Annotated in this window: 13 protein-coding genes and 1 tRNA gene; 13 read left to right on the forward strand and 1 reads right to left on the reverse strand. The window is 74.1% G+C overall.

Annotation, left to right across the window (positions count from 1 at the left end):
* Positions 1-47 precede the first annotated feature (47 nt).
* From mfd to EDD33_RS02815, 12 genes are all read left to right on the forward strand, one after another.
* Positions 48-3,584 carry a transcription-repair coupling factor gene (mfd, locus tag EDD33_RS02760; protein WP_123392930.1) on the forward strand — a complete coding sequence of 1,179 codons (3,537 nt, stop codon included), beginning with the start codon at positions 48-50 and terminating at the stop codon, positions 3,582-3,584.
* Positions 3,581-4,282 (forward strand): SurA N-terminal domain-containing protein, encoded by a 702-nt coding sequence (locus EDD33_RS02765; protein ID WP_123389006.1) that lies wholly within the window; start codon positions 3,581-3,583, stop codon positions 4,280-4,282. Before mfd ends, EDD33_RS02765 begins: the two co-directional genes overlap by 4 nt.
* 14 nt (positions 4,283-4,296) lie before the next feature.
* Positions 4,297-4,905 carry a nucleoside triphosphate pyrophosphohydrolase gene (locus tag EDD33_RS02770; RefSeq protein WP_148076916.1) on the forward strand — a complete coding sequence of 203 codons (609 nt, stop codon included), beginning with the start codon at positions 4,297-4,299 and terminating at the stop codon, positions 4,903-4,905.
* Positions 4,902-5,678, forward strand: coding sequence for a hypothetical protein (locus EDD33_RS02775; RefSeq protein ID WP_123389008.1), 777 nt, complete (start codon positions 4,902-4,904; stop codon positions 5,676-5,678). The genes EDD33_RS02770 and EDD33_RS02775 overlap by 4 nt, the downstream gene beginning before the upstream one ends.
* 58 nt (positions 5,679-5,736) lie before the next feature.
* A complete protein-coding gene (eno, locus tag EDD33_RS02780) occupies positions 5,737-7,014 on the forward strand; it encodes a phosphopyruvate hydratase (RefSeq protein WP_123389009.1) in 1,278 nt (425 codons plus the stop codon).
* A gap of 15 nt (positions 7,015-7,029) precedes the next feature.
* Complete coding sequence (locus EDD33_RS02785) at positions 7,030-7,617, forward strand: FtsB family cell division protein (protein WP_246003329.1); 588 nt, start codon at positions 7,030-7,032, stop codon at positions 7,615-7,617.
* Positions 7,614-8,138 carry a DUF501 domain-containing protein gene (locus EDD33_RS02790; RefSeq protein ID WP_123389010.1) on the forward strand — a complete coding sequence of 175 codons (525 nt, stop codon included), beginning with the start codon at positions 7,614-7,616 and terminating at the stop codon, positions 8,136-8,138. The genes EDD33_RS02785 and EDD33_RS02790 overlap by 4 nt, the downstream gene beginning before the upstream one ends.
* Positions 8,135-9,103 (forward strand): Ppx/GppA phosphatase family protein, encoded by a 969-nt coding sequence (locus EDD33_RS02795; protein WP_123389011.1) that lies wholly within the window; start codon positions 8,135-8,137, stop codon positions 9,101-9,103. Before EDD33_RS02790 ends, EDD33_RS02795 begins: the two co-directional genes overlap by 4 nt.
* A 4-nt stretch (positions 9,104-9,107) precedes the next feature.
* A complete protein-coding gene (locus EDD33_RS02800) occupies positions 9,108-10,223 on the forward strand; it encodes a YhjD/YihY/BrkB family envelope integrity protein (protein WP_123389012.1) in 1,116 nt (371 codons plus the stop codon).
* A gap of 7 nt (positions 10,224-10,230) precedes the next feature.
* Positions 10,231-11,016, forward strand: a complete 786-nt coding sequence (locus tag EDD33_RS02805; protein ID WP_123389013.1) for a uracil-DNA glycosylase — start codon at positions 10,231-10,233, stop codon at positions 11,014-11,016.
* 10 nt (positions 11,017-11,026) lie between these two features.
* Positions 11,027-11,100 (forward strand) — tRNA-Leu (locus EDD33_RS02810).
* A 148-nt stretch (positions 11,101-11,248) separates the two neighbouring features.
* Positions 11,249-12,118, forward strand: a complete 870-nt coding sequence (locus EDD33_RS02815) for a Bax inhibitor-1/YccA family protein (RefSeq protein ID WP_123389014.1) — start codon at positions 11,249-11,251, stop codon at positions 12,116-12,118.
* Between the two features lie 28 nt (positions 12,119-12,146).
* Here the strand turns inward: EDD33_RS02815 and EDD33_RS02820 are convergent, their stop codons facing one another.
* On the reverse strand, positions 12,147-13,202 hold the full coding sequence (locus EDD33_RS02820) for an SGNH/GDSL hydrolase family protein (RefSeq protein WP_123389015.1): 1,056 nt from the start codon (positions 13,200-13,202) through the stop codon (positions 12,147-12,149).
* 43 nt (positions 13,203-13,245) lie between these two features.
* Here EDD33_RS02820 and EDD33_RS02825 point away from each other — a divergent pair, with 43 nt between their 5' ends.
* The gene (locus EDD33_RS02825; RefSeq protein ID WP_123389016.1) at positions 13,246-14,616 is read left to right on the forward strand and encodes a cystathionine beta-synthase; all 1,371 of its coding nucleotides are present in this window, start codon (positions 13,246-13,248) and stop codon (positions 14,614-14,616) included.
* Positions 14,617-14,679 lie beyond the last annotated feature (63 nt).

Consider the following 14,679-nt stretch of genomic DNA (forward strand, 5'->3'; position numbering starts at 1 on the left):
TGTCTGTGCCCCTCCCCACCCCCTCCCCGCTGTCCCCGCTGAGCGCGATGGTGCTCCGCGAGCCGGTGCTCGCCGACGCGCTGTCGCGGGCCGGCGACCCCGGGGCGGGCCTCGACCTGGTGGGGCCGCAGGCGCTGCGGCCGTTCGTCGTCGAGGGCCTGGTCCGGGCCGGCCGCACGGTGCTGGCCGTCGCCGCCACGGTCCGCGAGGCCGAGGACCTGACCGAGGAGCTCGCCGACCTGCTCGGAGCCGACCAGGTGGCGCTGTTCCCCGCCTGGGAGACCCTCCCGCACGAGCGGCTGAGCCCCCGCAGCGACACCGTCGGCCGTCGGCTGGCGGTGCTGCGCCGGCTGGTGCACCCCGGCACCGACGCGTCCAACGGGCCGCTGCAGGTCGTCGTCGCCCCGGTGCGGTCGGTGCTCCAGCCCCAGGTCAAGGGCCTGGCCGACCTCGAGCCGGTCGAGCTCCAGCCCGGCCAGGAGGTCGAGCTCGAGCACGTGGTCGCGCGACTGGCCGGCGCGGCGTACTCCCGGGTCGACCTGGTGGAGAAGCGTGGCGAGTTCGCGGTGCGCGGCGGCATCGTCGACGTCTTCCCGCCCACCGAGGAGCACCCGCTGCGGGTGGAGTTCTTCGGCGACGAGATCGACGAGATCCGCAGCTTCGCCGTCGCCGACCAGCGCACCCTGGAGCCCGTGGAGCGGCTGTGGGCGCCGCCGTGCCGCGAGCTCCTGCTCACCGATGACGTACGCCGCCGCGCGCGCGAGCTCGGCGAGCAGCACCCGCAGCTGCGCGAGCTGACCGACAAGCTGGCCGAGGGCGTGGCCGTCGAGGGCATGGAGTCGCTGACCCCGGTGCTCGTGGAGGAGATGGAGCTGCTGGTCGACCTGCTCCCGGCCGACTCGCACGTGCTCGTGCTCGACCCGGAGCGGGTCCGCACCCGCGCCCGCGACCTGGTGCAGACGAGCGAGGAGTTCCTCGACGCGAGCTGGGCGGCGGCCGCCTCGGGCGGCACCGCCCCGATCGACCTCGGCTCGGCCTCGCTGCAGGGCATCGCCGAGGTGCGCGAGGTGGTCCGCGACAGCGGCCGGGCCTGGTGGGGGATCTCGCCGTTCGGTCTCGACCTCGACTCCGGGGCCCTCGAGGTCGGGGCCCAGCCGGCCGAGACCTACCGCGGCGACGTCGAGCAGGCGGTCGGCGACATCCGCGCCGCGCTGGCCGCCGGGCAGACGGTCGTGACGCTGCACCAGGGCGCCGGGCCGGCCCAGCGGATGGTCGAGGTGCTGGGCGAGCACGACGTGCCCGCCACGCTGGTCGCCGACCAGGCCTTCGCCGACCGTGCCGACGGCGTGGTGCAGGTGGGCCAGGGCTGCCTGGCCCACGGCCTCACCCTCGCCGACCCCGGGCTGCTGCTGCTGACCGGCGAGGACATCGCGGGGCAGAAGGCGACCACGCGCGACATGCGCAAGATGCCGGCCCGCCGCAAGAAGCAGATCGACCCGCTCGAGCTCAAGGCCGGCGACTTCGTGGTCCACGAGCAGCACGGCGTGGGCCGGTTCGTGGAGATGAAGCAGCGCACCGTCCACGGCGCGGTCCGCGAGTACCTCGTCCTGGAGTACGGCGCCTCCAAGCGCGGCCACCCGGCCGACCGCCTCTACGTGCCCGCCGACGCGCTCGACCAGGTCACCCGCTACGTCGGCGGCGAGCAGCCCAGCCTGGACCGGCTCGGCGGCGCCGACTGGGCCAAGCGCAAGGGCCGCGCCAAGAAGGCGGTGCGCCAGATCGCGGCCGAGCTGATCAAGCTGTACGCCGCCCGCCAGGCCACGCAGGGCCACGCCTTCGGCCCCGACACGCCCTGGCAGACCGAGCTCGAGGACGCCTTCCCGTTCCACGAGACGCCCGACCAGCTGAGCACGGTCGAGGAGGTCAAGTCCGACATGCGCCAGGTGGTCCCGATGGACCGCCTGGTCTGCGGCGACGTCGGCTACGGCAAGACCGAGATCGCGGTGCGCGCCGCCTTCAAGGCGGTGCAGGACGGCAAGCAGGTCGCGGTGCTGGTGCCCACGACGTTGCTGGTGACCCAGCACTTCTCCACCTTCGCCGAGCGGATGAGCGGCTTCCCGGTCACCCTGAAGCCGCTGAGCCGGTTCCAGACCGACAAGGAGGCCAAGGAGGTCCTCGCCGGGCTCGCCGACGGCAGCGTCGACATCGTCATCGGCACCCACCGGCTGCTCAACCCCGACATCACGATGAAGGACCTCGGGCTGATCGTGGTCGACGAGGAGCAGCGCTTCGGCGTCGAGCACAAGGAGCAGATGAAGCGGCTGCGCACCAGCGTCGACGTGCTCTCGATGTCGGCGACACCGATCCCGCGCACCCTGGAGATGGCGATCACCGGCATCCGCGAGATGTCGACGATCGCGACGCCGCCCGAGGAGCGGCACCCGGTGCTGACCTACGTGGGCGGCTACGAGGACCGCCAGGTCGCGGCCGCCGTACGCCGGGAGCTGCTGCGCGACGGGCAGGTGTTCTTCATCCACAACCGGGTCAGCTCGATCGAGAAGGCCGCCGCGAAGATCCAGGAGCTGGTGCCCGAGGCGCGGGTCGCCACCGCCCACGGCCAGATGGGGGAGCACCAGCTCGAGCAGGTGATGCTCGACTTCTGGGAGAAGCGCTTCGACGTGCTGGTGTGCACCACCATCGTCGAGTCGGGCCTGGACGTCTCCAACGCCAACACGATGATCATCGAGCGGGCCGACACCCTCGGCCTGTCCCAGCTGCACCAGCTGCGCGGCCGGGTGGGCCGGTCGCGGGAGCGGGCCTACGCCTACTTCCTCTACCCGCGCGACAAGCCGCTCACCGAGACCGCCCACGAGCGCCTGGCCACCCTGGCCCAGCACTCCGACCTCGGCGGCGGCATGGCGATCGCGATGAAGGACCTCGAGATCCGCGGCGCGGGCAACCTGCTCGGCGGCGAGCAGTCGGGCCACATCGCCGACGTCGGCTTCGACCTCTACGTCCGGCTCGTCGGCGAGGCGGTCGCGGAGTTCCGTCAGGACGGATCGGCACCCGAGCAGGCCGTCGAGGTCAAGATCGAGCTGCCGGTGGAGGCCCACCTGCCCCACGACTACGTGCCCAGCGAGCGGCTGCGCCTGGAGATGTACAAGCGGCTGGCCGAGGTGCGCTCCGACGAGGACGTCGCCACGCTGCGCGAGGAGCTGGTCGACCGCTACGGCGAGCCGCCGGCCGAGGTGGTCCGGCTCCTGGGCGTGGCCAGCTTCCGGGCCCGCTGTCGCGAGGCCGGCGTCAGCGAGGTCACGGTGCAGGGCAAGTACGTCCGGTTCCACCCGGTCGAGCTGCCCGAGTCGCGCGTCGTACGCCTGAACCGGCTGCACCCCAAGAGCCTCTACAAGGCTCCCGTGGCTACCATGCTCGTGCCGCGGCCCCAGCCGCCCGGCTTCGGTGCGCCCGCCCCGCGGGACGAGGAGCTGCTCGACTGGGCGCGGCAGGTGATCGACGGGGTGATCGCCCCGGACCAGGCCAAGGCCCCGGTCGGGGCCGGCGCGAGCGAGAGGACCGGATCGTGACTGCACTCCGAGGGGGCCCTCGGGCCCGGTGGACGCGCGGCATCGCCCTGATCGGCGCCGGCGGCGTCCTGCTCACCGGCTGCAGCGGCCTCACCCCGGGCACGGCGGCGGTCGTCGACGGCACCCGCATCACCTCCGCCAGCGTCGACCGGCTCGCCGAGGCGCAGTGCGGCGCCATCGAGCAGGCGGGCCAGCAGGGCCAGTCGCAGCCGGTCGCCCTGGCGAGCATCAAGCAGCAGAGCCTGCAGCTCCTGCTCGACATCGAGATCGACGAGGCGTTCGCGAAGGACGAGGGCATCACCGCGCCCAAGGCGCTGGTGACCTACATCGACGACCAGCTGCAGACCCAGGTGCAGGGCCTGCGCGGTCGGCCCGGCGAGGTGCTCGGCGAGACCCTGCAGCGGTACGCCGCCAGCCGGGCCGCCGTCGTCCAGGCCGGCGCCGAGGCGGCCGGCCAGGAGGCCAGCCCGGAGAACATCGAGCAGCTCATCAACGCCGGGCTCGAGCAGCGCGACGCGTGGGTGAAGGACGCGGACGTCGACACCGACCCGCGCTACAGCCCCGACGCCGACGGCAACCCCGGCGGCGGCAGCGGCTCGGTCTCGACCGCGGCGTCGGAGTTCGCCAAGCAGGGATCGGCCGAGCAGGCCGACCCGGCCTACGTCGCCGCGCTGCCCGCCTCCCAGAAGTGCGGCTGAGCCGCACGGGGACGATGGACCAGCAGGCCCTGCCCGAGGTCGTCGCGATGATGCGACGGCTGCGGGCGGAGTGCGGCTGGAAGGCGGCGCAGACCCACCGGACGTTGGCGCGGCACCTGCTCGAGGAGACCTACGAGACCCTCGAGGCGATCGAGTCCGACGGGCCCGGCCGGGACGACCACCTCCGCGAGGAGCTGGGCGACCTGCTGCTCCAGGTGCTCTTCCACGCCGCGATCGCCGAGCAGGAGGGCCGCTTCGACCTCGACGACGTCGCGGCGGGTCTCGCGGTCAAGCTGCGCCACCGCAACCCGCACGTCTTCGGTGACCTCGTCGAGACCGACCCGGTGCGGATCAACGAGGCCTGGGAGGCCGCCAAGGCGACCGAGAAGCAGCGCGACGACCTGTGGGAGGGGATCCCGGCGGCGCTGCCCGCGCTGGCCTTCGCCGCCAAGGTGCTCGACCGCCACGAGCGGGCCGGGATCGCGGCACCCCTCCCCGTCGTGGACCCCGACCCGGCCGTCGCCGTCGGCGAGGAGCTGCTGGGGTGCGTCGAGCGGGCGCGGGCCCATGGGGTCGACCCCGAGCAGGCGCTGCGCGACGCCGTACGACGGCGACGACCGTGAGCCGCAGGGCGGCAGCCGTCGCGCTGTCCCTCGCCCTGTGCCTGACCGCCGCCGGGTGCCAGCGGGGCCAGGACGACGAGCTGGAGCCGCGTCCGACGCGAACGGTGACCACGACCCCCAGCCCCACCCTGCAGCCCCCCGCCACGGTCCCGCTGGGCGGGGCGAGCGGGTTCACCGACGACGGCCTGGTGTGGGCCCAGGGCAGCGAGCTGCACGTCGGCGGCCGCACGCTCGACCTCGCGCCGGTCACCGTCGAGGGCCTGGTGGCCACGCCCGACGGCGCCTACGTGCTCGCCCGGGGGGAGCTGTGGTCGGTCGACCTGCGCCGCGCGGAGGGCACGACGCTGCCGGGGGTGGAGCGGGTCGGGCTCTCCCGCGACGGCCGCCGCCTGCTCGTCGACCTGCGGGGTGACACCCGCCGCCGCGCCTACGACCTGGCCACGGGCCGGCTGGTCCCCGGTCCCGCGCCCGCGGCGCTCACGGCCCGCGCCCGTGCCGCCGGCCCGGGGGAGTACGCCGTGACCTCGGCCGCCGACGGCACCCCCCGCGTGACCGGCCCCGACGGTACCGAGGTCACGGTGCCCGACCTGCCCGAGCGGTTCGTGCCCGAGGCCTGGTCGACGCCCACGACCGTGGCGGGCCGGGCGACCGCAGCCGACGGCGCCACCTCCCACGTCAGCTGCCGCCTGGACGGCGCCGCCCGCTGCACGACGCTGGGCGACCCGGAGGCCGACGAGCCGGTCGTCCTCGCGGTCGCGGCGCTCCCCGGATAGGGGCGTCCGCGCCGTTAGGGTGGGAGGGCCGCTGCCCGACTCACGAGGAGCACCTCCCTTGGCTTCCATCGACACCGTCATCGCCCGCGAGATCCTCGACTCCCGGGGCAACCCGACGGTCGAGGTCGAGGTGCTGCTCGACGACGACTCCGTGGGTCGCGCCGCGGTCCCCTCCGGTGCCTCCACCGGCGCCTTCGAGGCGGTCGAGCTGCGCGACGGCGGCTCCCGCTACGGCGGCAAGGGCACCGAGAAGGCCGTCGCCGCCGTGCAGGACCAGATCGAGCCCGAGATCATCGGCCTCGACGCCACCGACCAGCGCCTCGTCGACCAGGCGATGCTCGACCTCGACGGCACGCCCAACAAGGCCAACCTCGGCGCCAACGCCATCCTGGGCGTCTCGCTGGCCGTGGCCCGGGCGGCCGCGCTCAGCTCCGGACTGCCGCTGTTCCGCTACGTCGGCGGCCCCAACGCCCACCTGCTGCCCGTGCCGATGATGAACATCCTCAACGGCGGCGCCCACGCCGACACCAACGTCGACGTCCAGGAGTTCATGGTCGCCCCGATCGGTGCGGCCACCTTCCGCGAGGCGCTGCAGCAGGGCGCCGAGGTCTACCAGGCGCTGAAGTCGGTGCTGAAGAAGCAGGGCCTCGCGACCGGCGTCGGCGACGAGGGCGGCTTCGCCCCCGAGCTGACCAGCAACCGTGCGGCGCTCGACCTCATCGCCGAGGCCGTCGCCGCCACCGGCCTGAAGCTGGGCGACGACGTCGTGCTGGCCCTCGACGTGGCCGCGAGCGAGTTCCACGAGAAGAAGAAGTACGCCTTCGAGGGCAAGAAGAAGTCCAGCGCCGAGATGGTCGACTACTACGCCGACCTGGTCTCGGCGTACCCCATCGTCTCCATCGAGGACCCGCTCGACGAGGAGGACTGGGACGGCTGGGCCGCGATCACCGAGCGCCTGGGCGAGAAGATCCAGATCGTCGGCGACGACCTGTTCGTCACCAACGTCGAGCGGCTGCAGCGCGGCATCGACGCCCGCTCGGCCAACGCGCTGCTGGTCAAGGTCAACCAGATCGGCTCGCTGACCGAGACCCTGGACTCCGTCGACCTGGCGCACCGCAACGGCTTCCGCTGCATGATGAGCCACCGCTCCGGCGAGACCGAGGACACCACCATCGCCGACCTCGCCGTGGCCACCAACTGCGGCCAGATCAAGACCGGCGCCCCCGCGCGGTCCGAGCGCGTCGCGAAGTACAACCAGCTCCTCCGCATCGAGGAGGAGCTCGACGACGCCGCGCGCTACGCCGGCCGCGGCGCCTTCCCCCGCTTCCGAGGCTGACCCGGAGGACCACGAGTGGCCACCCGACACCCGCAGCGCGGGTCGCGCCGTACGTCCCGCACGGGGCGTCCGGTCTCGACCCCGCGGCACCTGCCGGGCAACCTGCGGCCCCGCGCGAGCGGCGGCACCCGCGAGCGGCAGGACCCGCGTGCCCCGCGGCCGCGGTTCACGCAGCGGATGGCGGTCCTCGTGCTCGTCGTGGCGGTGCTGGTCGTGTCCTACGCCTCCTCGATGCGCGCCTTCCTCGACCAGCGCAGCCACATCGCCGACCTGCGCGCGCAGATCGCCGGCTCCGAGCGCGAGATCGCGGGCCTGGAGCGCGAGAAGCGCCGGTGGCAGGACGACGCCTACGTCGAGGCGCAGGCCCGGGAGCGGTTCGGCTGGGTGATGCCCGGCGAGACCAGCTATCAGGTGATCGACCGCGACGGGAAGCCGCTGGAGCGCACCGACGAGCTCACCGACCCCGACTCCGTGGAGGAGGAGGTCACCGACGCGTGGTGGGACAAGGTGTGGGGCTCGGTCGAGACCGCCGACCACCCCGAGAAGGTCCCGACGCCGCCGAGCGAGCTCGACACCCCCGAGCAGCCCGCGGACGGCTCGTGATCGACCCCGACGACGTCGCGGTGGTGGGCGCGCAGCTCGGCCGCCCCCCGCGCTCCATCCACGCGGTCGGCCACCGCTGCCCCTGCGGCAACCCCGACGTGGTGGCGACCGAGCCGCGCCTGGACGACGGCACGCCGTTCCCGACCACCTTCTACCTCACCTGCCCGCGGGCGGCGTCGATGATCGGCACCCTCGAGGCGTCCGGCCTGATGCGCGAGATGAGCGAGCGGCTGGCCGAGGACCCCGACCTGGCCTCGGCGTACGCCGCGGCGCACGACGCCTACCTGGCCGCGCGCGCCGAGATCGGCGAGGTGCCCGAGATCGCGGGCGTCTCCGCCGGCGGCATGCCCGACCGGGTGAAGTGCCTGCACGTGCTCGCCGGCCAGTCGCTGGCCCTTGGGCCCGGCACCAACCCGCTCGGCGACGAGGTCCTCGACCGGCTCGGTGCCTGGTGGGAGAAGGGGCCGTGCGTGCTCCGGGACGCGTCTGCCTCGGGGACCGGCGCGGGGGAGCAGCCGTGACGCGGGTCGCCGCGTTCGACTGCGGCACCAACAGCCTGCGCGTGCTCGTCACCGACCTCGACCCCGAGCGGGGGACCTCCCAGGAGCTGGTGCGCGAGATGCGGATCGTGCGGCTGGGGCAGGGCGTGGACCGCACCGGCCGGATCTCCGAGGCGTCGCTGCAGCGCGTCTTCGACGGCGTCGAGGAGCTGATGGGGCTGGTCGAGCCCCACGACGTCGCCTCGGTCCGGTTCTGCGCCACCTCCGCCGCCCGCGACGCCGAGAACGCCCAGGAATTCCTCGACGGCGTCCGCGCCCGCACCGGCACCACCCCGGAGGTGCTGGACGGCGAGGCCGAGGCGCGGGCCACCTTCGCCGGCGCCGTGCGCGACCTGCCGCCCCTGCCCGGGCCGCTGCTCGTCCTCGACATCGGCGGCGGCTCGACCGAGCTGGTGCTCGGCGACCCCGAGGGCGGTGTCACCGCCCAGCACTCCCTCGACATCGGCTCGGTGCGGCTGACCGAGCGCTGCCTGCCCAGCGACCCGCCGACCCGTGAGGAGGTCGAGGCCGCGGTCGCCGCCATCGACAGCGCCCTCGACGGCTGCGAGGTCGACCCCGCCCAGGCGGGCGCGGTCGTCGGGGTGGCCGGCACGGTCACGACGCTCGCGGCCGCGGTGCTCGGGCTGGCGTCGTACGACCGCTCGGTGATCCACCACAGCGTGCTGCGCGCCGACGCCGTGCAGGGCGCGGTCAGCCACCTGCTCAGCCTCGACGTCGAGCAGCGCCGGGCGCTCGGCTACATGCACCCCGGTCGTGCCGACGTCATCGGCGCCGGGGGACTCATCCTCGCCGCGGTGCTGCGACGCACTCCCGTCGCCTCCCTGCTCGTCAGCGAGCACGACATCCTCGACGGCATCGCCTGGTCCCAGCTCGACCCCACCCCCTCAGGCCTCCCCTCGGGCGGGTCGCCCCACGGAAAGGGATAACCCCATGTCCACCAGCACCCCCACCCGCCCCGACGCCGGCAGCACGCGCCTCCAGGCCCACGACCCCGCGGCCGCCACCTCGCCGTCGGAGCCCGCCGGGCGACGCTCGCCGTGGTTCGTGCTGCGCCGCACGCTCGCCGAGTTCCGCGAGGACCGCGGCAGCGACCTCGCCGGCTCCCTGACGCTGTGGACGCTGCTGGCCGCCGTCCCCGGTCTCGGGCTGCTGCTCGGCCTGGTCGGCCTCACCGGCCAGACCGGCTCCGCGGTCACGCTCGTCGACGACGTGCTCTCGCGGCTGCTCTCGGGCGCCACGGTCGACCTGGTCACCGGTCGGCTCACCGAGCTCGGAGGCCTGTCCGACGTCGGCTCGGCGGTCCTCGTCGGTGCCTCCGCGCTGCTGCTGGCGTGGGCGGCCAACGGCTACGTCCGCGCCTTCTCGCGCGTCACCAACACCGTCCACGAGGTGCCGGAGGGCCGTCCCTCCTGGCGGCTGCGCCCGGCCCAGCTGGTGCTGACCCTCGCCGTCGTCGTGCTCGCCGCACTCGCCCTGGCGCTGATGGTCGTGACCGGCCCGGTCGCGCAGACGCTCGGCGACGCGCTCGGCCTGTCCGCCGACGTGGTCGGGGTGTGGTCGGTGGCGCAGTGGCCGCTGCTCGCGCTCGTGGTCGTGGTCCTGGTGACGCTGCTGCTCCACGCGACGCCCAACGTGAAGTTCGGCCGGCTCAAGCTGCTGACCCCCGGCGCCTTCGTCGCGATCCTGGTGTGGGTCGCGGCGTCGGTCGGGGTGGCCTGCTTCGTCGCCACCTACGGCACCTACGACCGCACCGTCGGCGCGCTCGCCGGTGTCGTCGTGGTGCTGCTGTGGCTCTGGGTCACCCACGCCGCCCTGGTGCTCGGTGCCGAGCTGGACGCCGAGCTCGAGCGCGGCCGGCAGCTGCAGCACGGCCTGGCCGCCGAGGAGCGGCTCCAGCAGCCGGTGCGCGACGACCGCGTCAGCCTCAGGCGCGACGGCCGCCGCGAGCGCGACCTGACCGTCCAGCGCGACATCCGGGTCGCCGCCGCCGGTCACGGCAACCCGGCCGACCGGCCGTTCGGCCGGCCCTCGCGCGGCGGCGAGTGACCCTGCGGTGATCCTCCCGGGGTCGGGCCACCCGGCCGACCCCGTCGGGCCCGGGGTGCCCCCGCCCGTCTCGGCGCGCTCGGCGGCCGGCGTCTCGCGCCTGGCGGCCCGGGCGACGCTGGAGCAGGTCGACGCCCGCGTCTCGGTGTGCCGCGCCTGCCCCCGCCTGGTGGCGTGGCGCGAGCAGGTCGCGCACGAGCGGCGGGCGTCGTACGCCGAGGAGGAGTACTGGGGCCGCCCGGTCCCCGGGTTCGGCGACCCGGCCGCCCGCGTGCTCGTGATGGGGCTGGCCCCCGCCGCCCACGGCGCCAACCGCACCGGCCGGGTCTTCACCGGCGACCGCTCCGGCGACTGGCTGTTCGCCTCGATGCACCGCGTCGGCCTGGCCTCCCAGCCCACCTCCCGGCACGCCGGGGACGGGCTGGAGCTGGTCGGCACCCGGGTGGTCGCCGCCGTGCGCTGCGCCCCGCCCGCCAACCAGCCCACCCCCGTCGAGCGCGACACCTGCGCACCGTGGGTCGAGCGCGAGGTCCGGCTGCTGCTGCCCACGCTCCGGGTGGTGGTCTGCCTGGGCGGCTTCGGCTGGGAGGCCGCGCTGCGGGCCCTGGCGGGCGCCGGCGCGGTCGTGCCCCGGCCGCGTCCCCGCTTCGGCCACGGCGTCGAGGTCGCGCTCGACGGACTCACCCTGCTCGGCTGCTTCCACCCCTCGCAGCAGAACACCTTCACCGGCCGGCTCACCGAGCCGATGACGGACGCGGTGCTGGGCCGGGCGGCCGAGCTCGCCTCCCTATGATCGGCCCCGCGCCCCGGTATCCCAACCGGCAGAGGAAGCGGTCTTAAACACCGCGCAGTGTGGGTTCGAGCCCCACCCGGGGCACCGGGGACCGGGGCCTGCCCCGACCAGCGACGGACGAGGCGGGAACACCGGCCCCCGGCGGGACGTTGTGACAGCGACGCACCGGTAGGATCCGGGCTTCACGCGAACACCAGAGTGGGGGGTTCGCACGGCTCCCTAGGAGGACGCCTTGCAGAGCAGCAACCCGATCTTCCGTCGTTCCGAGGGCTTCAACGGCCGCGGGAACGCCACCATGAACAGCCCGGCGACCTGGAGCACCGGCGCCGCCGGCGGCTACGCCCAGGGCCAGGGCGGCTACGACCAGGGCGGCCATGGGGGCGGCTACGGCCAGGCCCCGCAGGTCGACCAGGGCCGGATGACCATCGACTCGGTAGTGCAGAAGACCGGCCTGACGCTCGGCGTCGTGGTCCTCTTCGCCGCCGCGACGTGGTTCCTCACCCCGAACCTGTCCGAGGACCCCGCGGCGATCAGCACGCTCTACGCGCTGTCGATGTTCGGCGCGCTGACCGGCTTCGCGCTGGCGATGGTCAACTCCTTCAAGAAGGTCATCAGCCCCGCGCTGGTGCTGGCGTACGCCGCCGTCGAGGGCATCTTCGTCGGCGCGTTCTCCAAGTCGCTCGAGGCGATGTTCGGTGACGGCCTCGTCATCGGCGCGGTGCTCGGCACCATGGCCGCCGTCGCGGGCACGCTCGCGGCGTACAAGTTCTTCGACATCAAGGTGACCCCCAAGTTCCGGATGTGGGTCATGGGCGCGCTGATCGGCTTCGTGGCCGTCAGCCTGCTCAACTTCGTGCTGCGGTTCTTCGGCGCGGACTTCGGCTTCAACGGCTTCGGCACGATGGGCCTGATCTCCAGCGTCATCGCGCTGGGCCTCGGCGTCCTGCTGCTGATCCTCGACTTCGACTTCGTCGAGCGCGGCATCGAGGCGGGCCTGCCCGAGCGCGAGTCCTGGCGGGCGGCCTTCGGCCTGACCGTGACGATCATCTGGATCTACATCGAGCTGCTCCGACTGCTCGCGATCCTGCGCGGCAACGACTGACCTGACCCGACCCCCGCGAGGGGGAGCGTCATCCGGGAGCCCCGGCCGAGTCCTCGGCCGGGGTTCCTGCGTCCTCGGGTGTGCCCTCGGCCCCGTCGGGGGTCTGGGCGGTGCCGGTCGGGAGCAGCCGGCGGCGCATCAGCGTCACCCAACGGCCGCCGACGCCGCGGGTGGCGCCACCGACCTCGGTGCCGTCGATCTCGGTGCCGGGGCTCTCGCTGGCCTTGGCGGCGGCGTACCCGAGGGGCAGCACGGCCTCGCCGCGCCCGGCGCGGGGCGCGTCCTCCTCGGTCTCACCGAAGCCGAGGGCCGCGAGCACCGAGGGCACCATCACGCGTGCCATCGACTCGTAGCCCCGCGCCGAGGGGTGGAAGCGGTCGGGGCCGAAGAGCAGGGCCGGGGCCGCGGCGAACTCCTCGCCCAGGATCGAGGCCAGCGAGACCGTCCGCCCACCGGCCTCCACGACGGCGATCGTCTGGGCGGCCGCCAGCTGGCGCGACCAGATCCGGGCGACCTGGCGCAGCGGTGGCGGCAGCGGCTGGATCGTGCCGAGGTCGGGACAGGTGCCCACCACCACCGCGGTGCCGGCCTCGGTGAGGCGGCGCACGGCCGCCGAGAGGTGGCGCACCGAGGCGGACGGCAGCACCGCGTGGGTCACGTCGTTGGCACCGATGTAGACGATCGCGACGTCGGGGGAGGCGGTCAGCGCGGCGGTGACCTGGGCGTCGAGGCCGCTGCTCTGGGCCCCCACCTTGGCGTACTCGCGCAGGTGGACCCGCCGGTCGGCCCGCTCGGCGACGCCGGAGCCCAGCCAGGCGCCGGGCGTCTCCTCCACGGTGCGCACGCCGTAGCCGGCGGCGCTGGAGTCACCCAGCAGCGCGAGCCGCAGGGCGGGGCCGGGGCGACCCCGGCCGTACCAGCCGGTGGCGTCGCGGACCCGCCCGTCGGCCTCGCCGATGGTGCGCCGGGCGAACTTCGCCTCGGCCCGCAGCACGCCGTACAGCGAGGCGCCCAGCGCGGTCAGGCCGCCGCCCCCGTAGACGGCCGCCACCGCGACCCGGCGTGCCGCTGCTGCTCTCACCACGCCGCGATCCTAGTGAGTGCCGGCAGCGGCATAGGTTGGGCCCATGAAGTACGCCAACTCCCTCCTCGAGCTGATCGGCAACACCCCGCTGGTCAAGCTCAACCGCACGGTCGGCACCACCTCGTCGCTCGTGCTCGCCAAGATCGAGTACCTCAACCCGGGTGGCTCGGTGAAGGACCGCATTGCGGTCAAGATGATCGACGCGGCCGAGGCCAGCGGCGAGCTGAGGCCCGGCGGCACCATCGTGGAGCCGACCTCGGGCAACACCGGCGTCGGCCTGGCCCTGGTGGCCCAGCAGCGCGGCTACTCGTGCGTGTTCGTGTGTCCCGACAAGGTCAGCGAGGACAAGCGCAACGTCCTCAAGGCGTACGGCGCGGAGGTGGTCGTCTGCCCGACCGCGGTGGCCCCCGAGCACCCCGACAGCTACTACAGCGTCTCGGACCGCCTCACCCGCGAGATCGAGGGCGCCTGGAAGCCCAACCAGTACGTCAACGTCAACAACCCGCTGTCGCACTACGAGCAGACCGGCCCGGAGATCTGGGAGCAGACCGAGGGCCGCATCACCCACTTCGTGACCGGCATGGGCACCGGCGGCACCATCAGCGGCGTCGGGCGCTACCTCAAGGAGCAGAACCCCGACATCCAGGTGATCGGCGCCGACCCGCACGGCTCGGTCTACTCCGGCGGCACCGGCCGCCCCTACCTCGTCGAGGGCGTCGGGGAGGACTTCTGGCCCGACACCTACGACCGCGGCGTCGCCGACCGCGTCATCGAGGTCTCCGACGGCGACTCCTTCCACTTCACCCGCCGGCTCGCCCGCGAGGAGGGCATGCTCGTCGGCGGCTCCGCCGGCATGGCCGCCTTCGCCGCGGTGCAGCTGGCCCAGGAGCTCGACGATCCCGACGCCGTGATCGTGGTGCTCCTGCCCGACAGCGGCCGCGGCTACCTCACCAAGGTGTTCAACGACGAGTGGCTGGCCCGCTACGGCTTCCTGGCCGATCCGCACAGCGGCCAGAGCGTCGGGGAGGTGCTGCGCGCCAAGAAGGGTGACATCCCCGCCCTGGTGCACACCCACCCCACCGAGACCATCGCCGAGGCGGTGGCGATCCTGCAGGAGTACGGCGTCTCGCAGATGCCCGTCGTCCGCGCCGAGCCCCCCGTGATGGCCGCCGAGGTGGCCGGCTCGGTCTCCGAGCGCCGGCTGCTCGACGCGCTGTACGGCGGCAAGGCCCGGCTCGCCGACCAGGTCGAGGACCACATGGACGACCCGCTGCCCACTATGGGCGCCGGGGCGGGCGTGCCCGAGGCGGTCGCGGCCCTGCGCGACGCCGACGCCGTGCTCGTGCAGGAGGACGGCCGGCCGATCGGCGTGCTGACGCGGCAGGACCTGCTGGGGTTCGTCACCGCCGACTGATGTCCGACGTGCGAGGAAGAGGTACGCCGTGTCCCTCGCACTTCGGGGTCGGTGACCGTACGC

Origin of the sequence: Nocardioides aurantiacus (genome assembly GCF_003752505.1) — a bacterium.
Taxonomy (GTDB): domain Bacteria; phylum Actinomycetota; class Actinomycetes; order Propionibacteriales; family Nocardioidaceae; genus Marmoricola; species Marmoricola aurantiacus.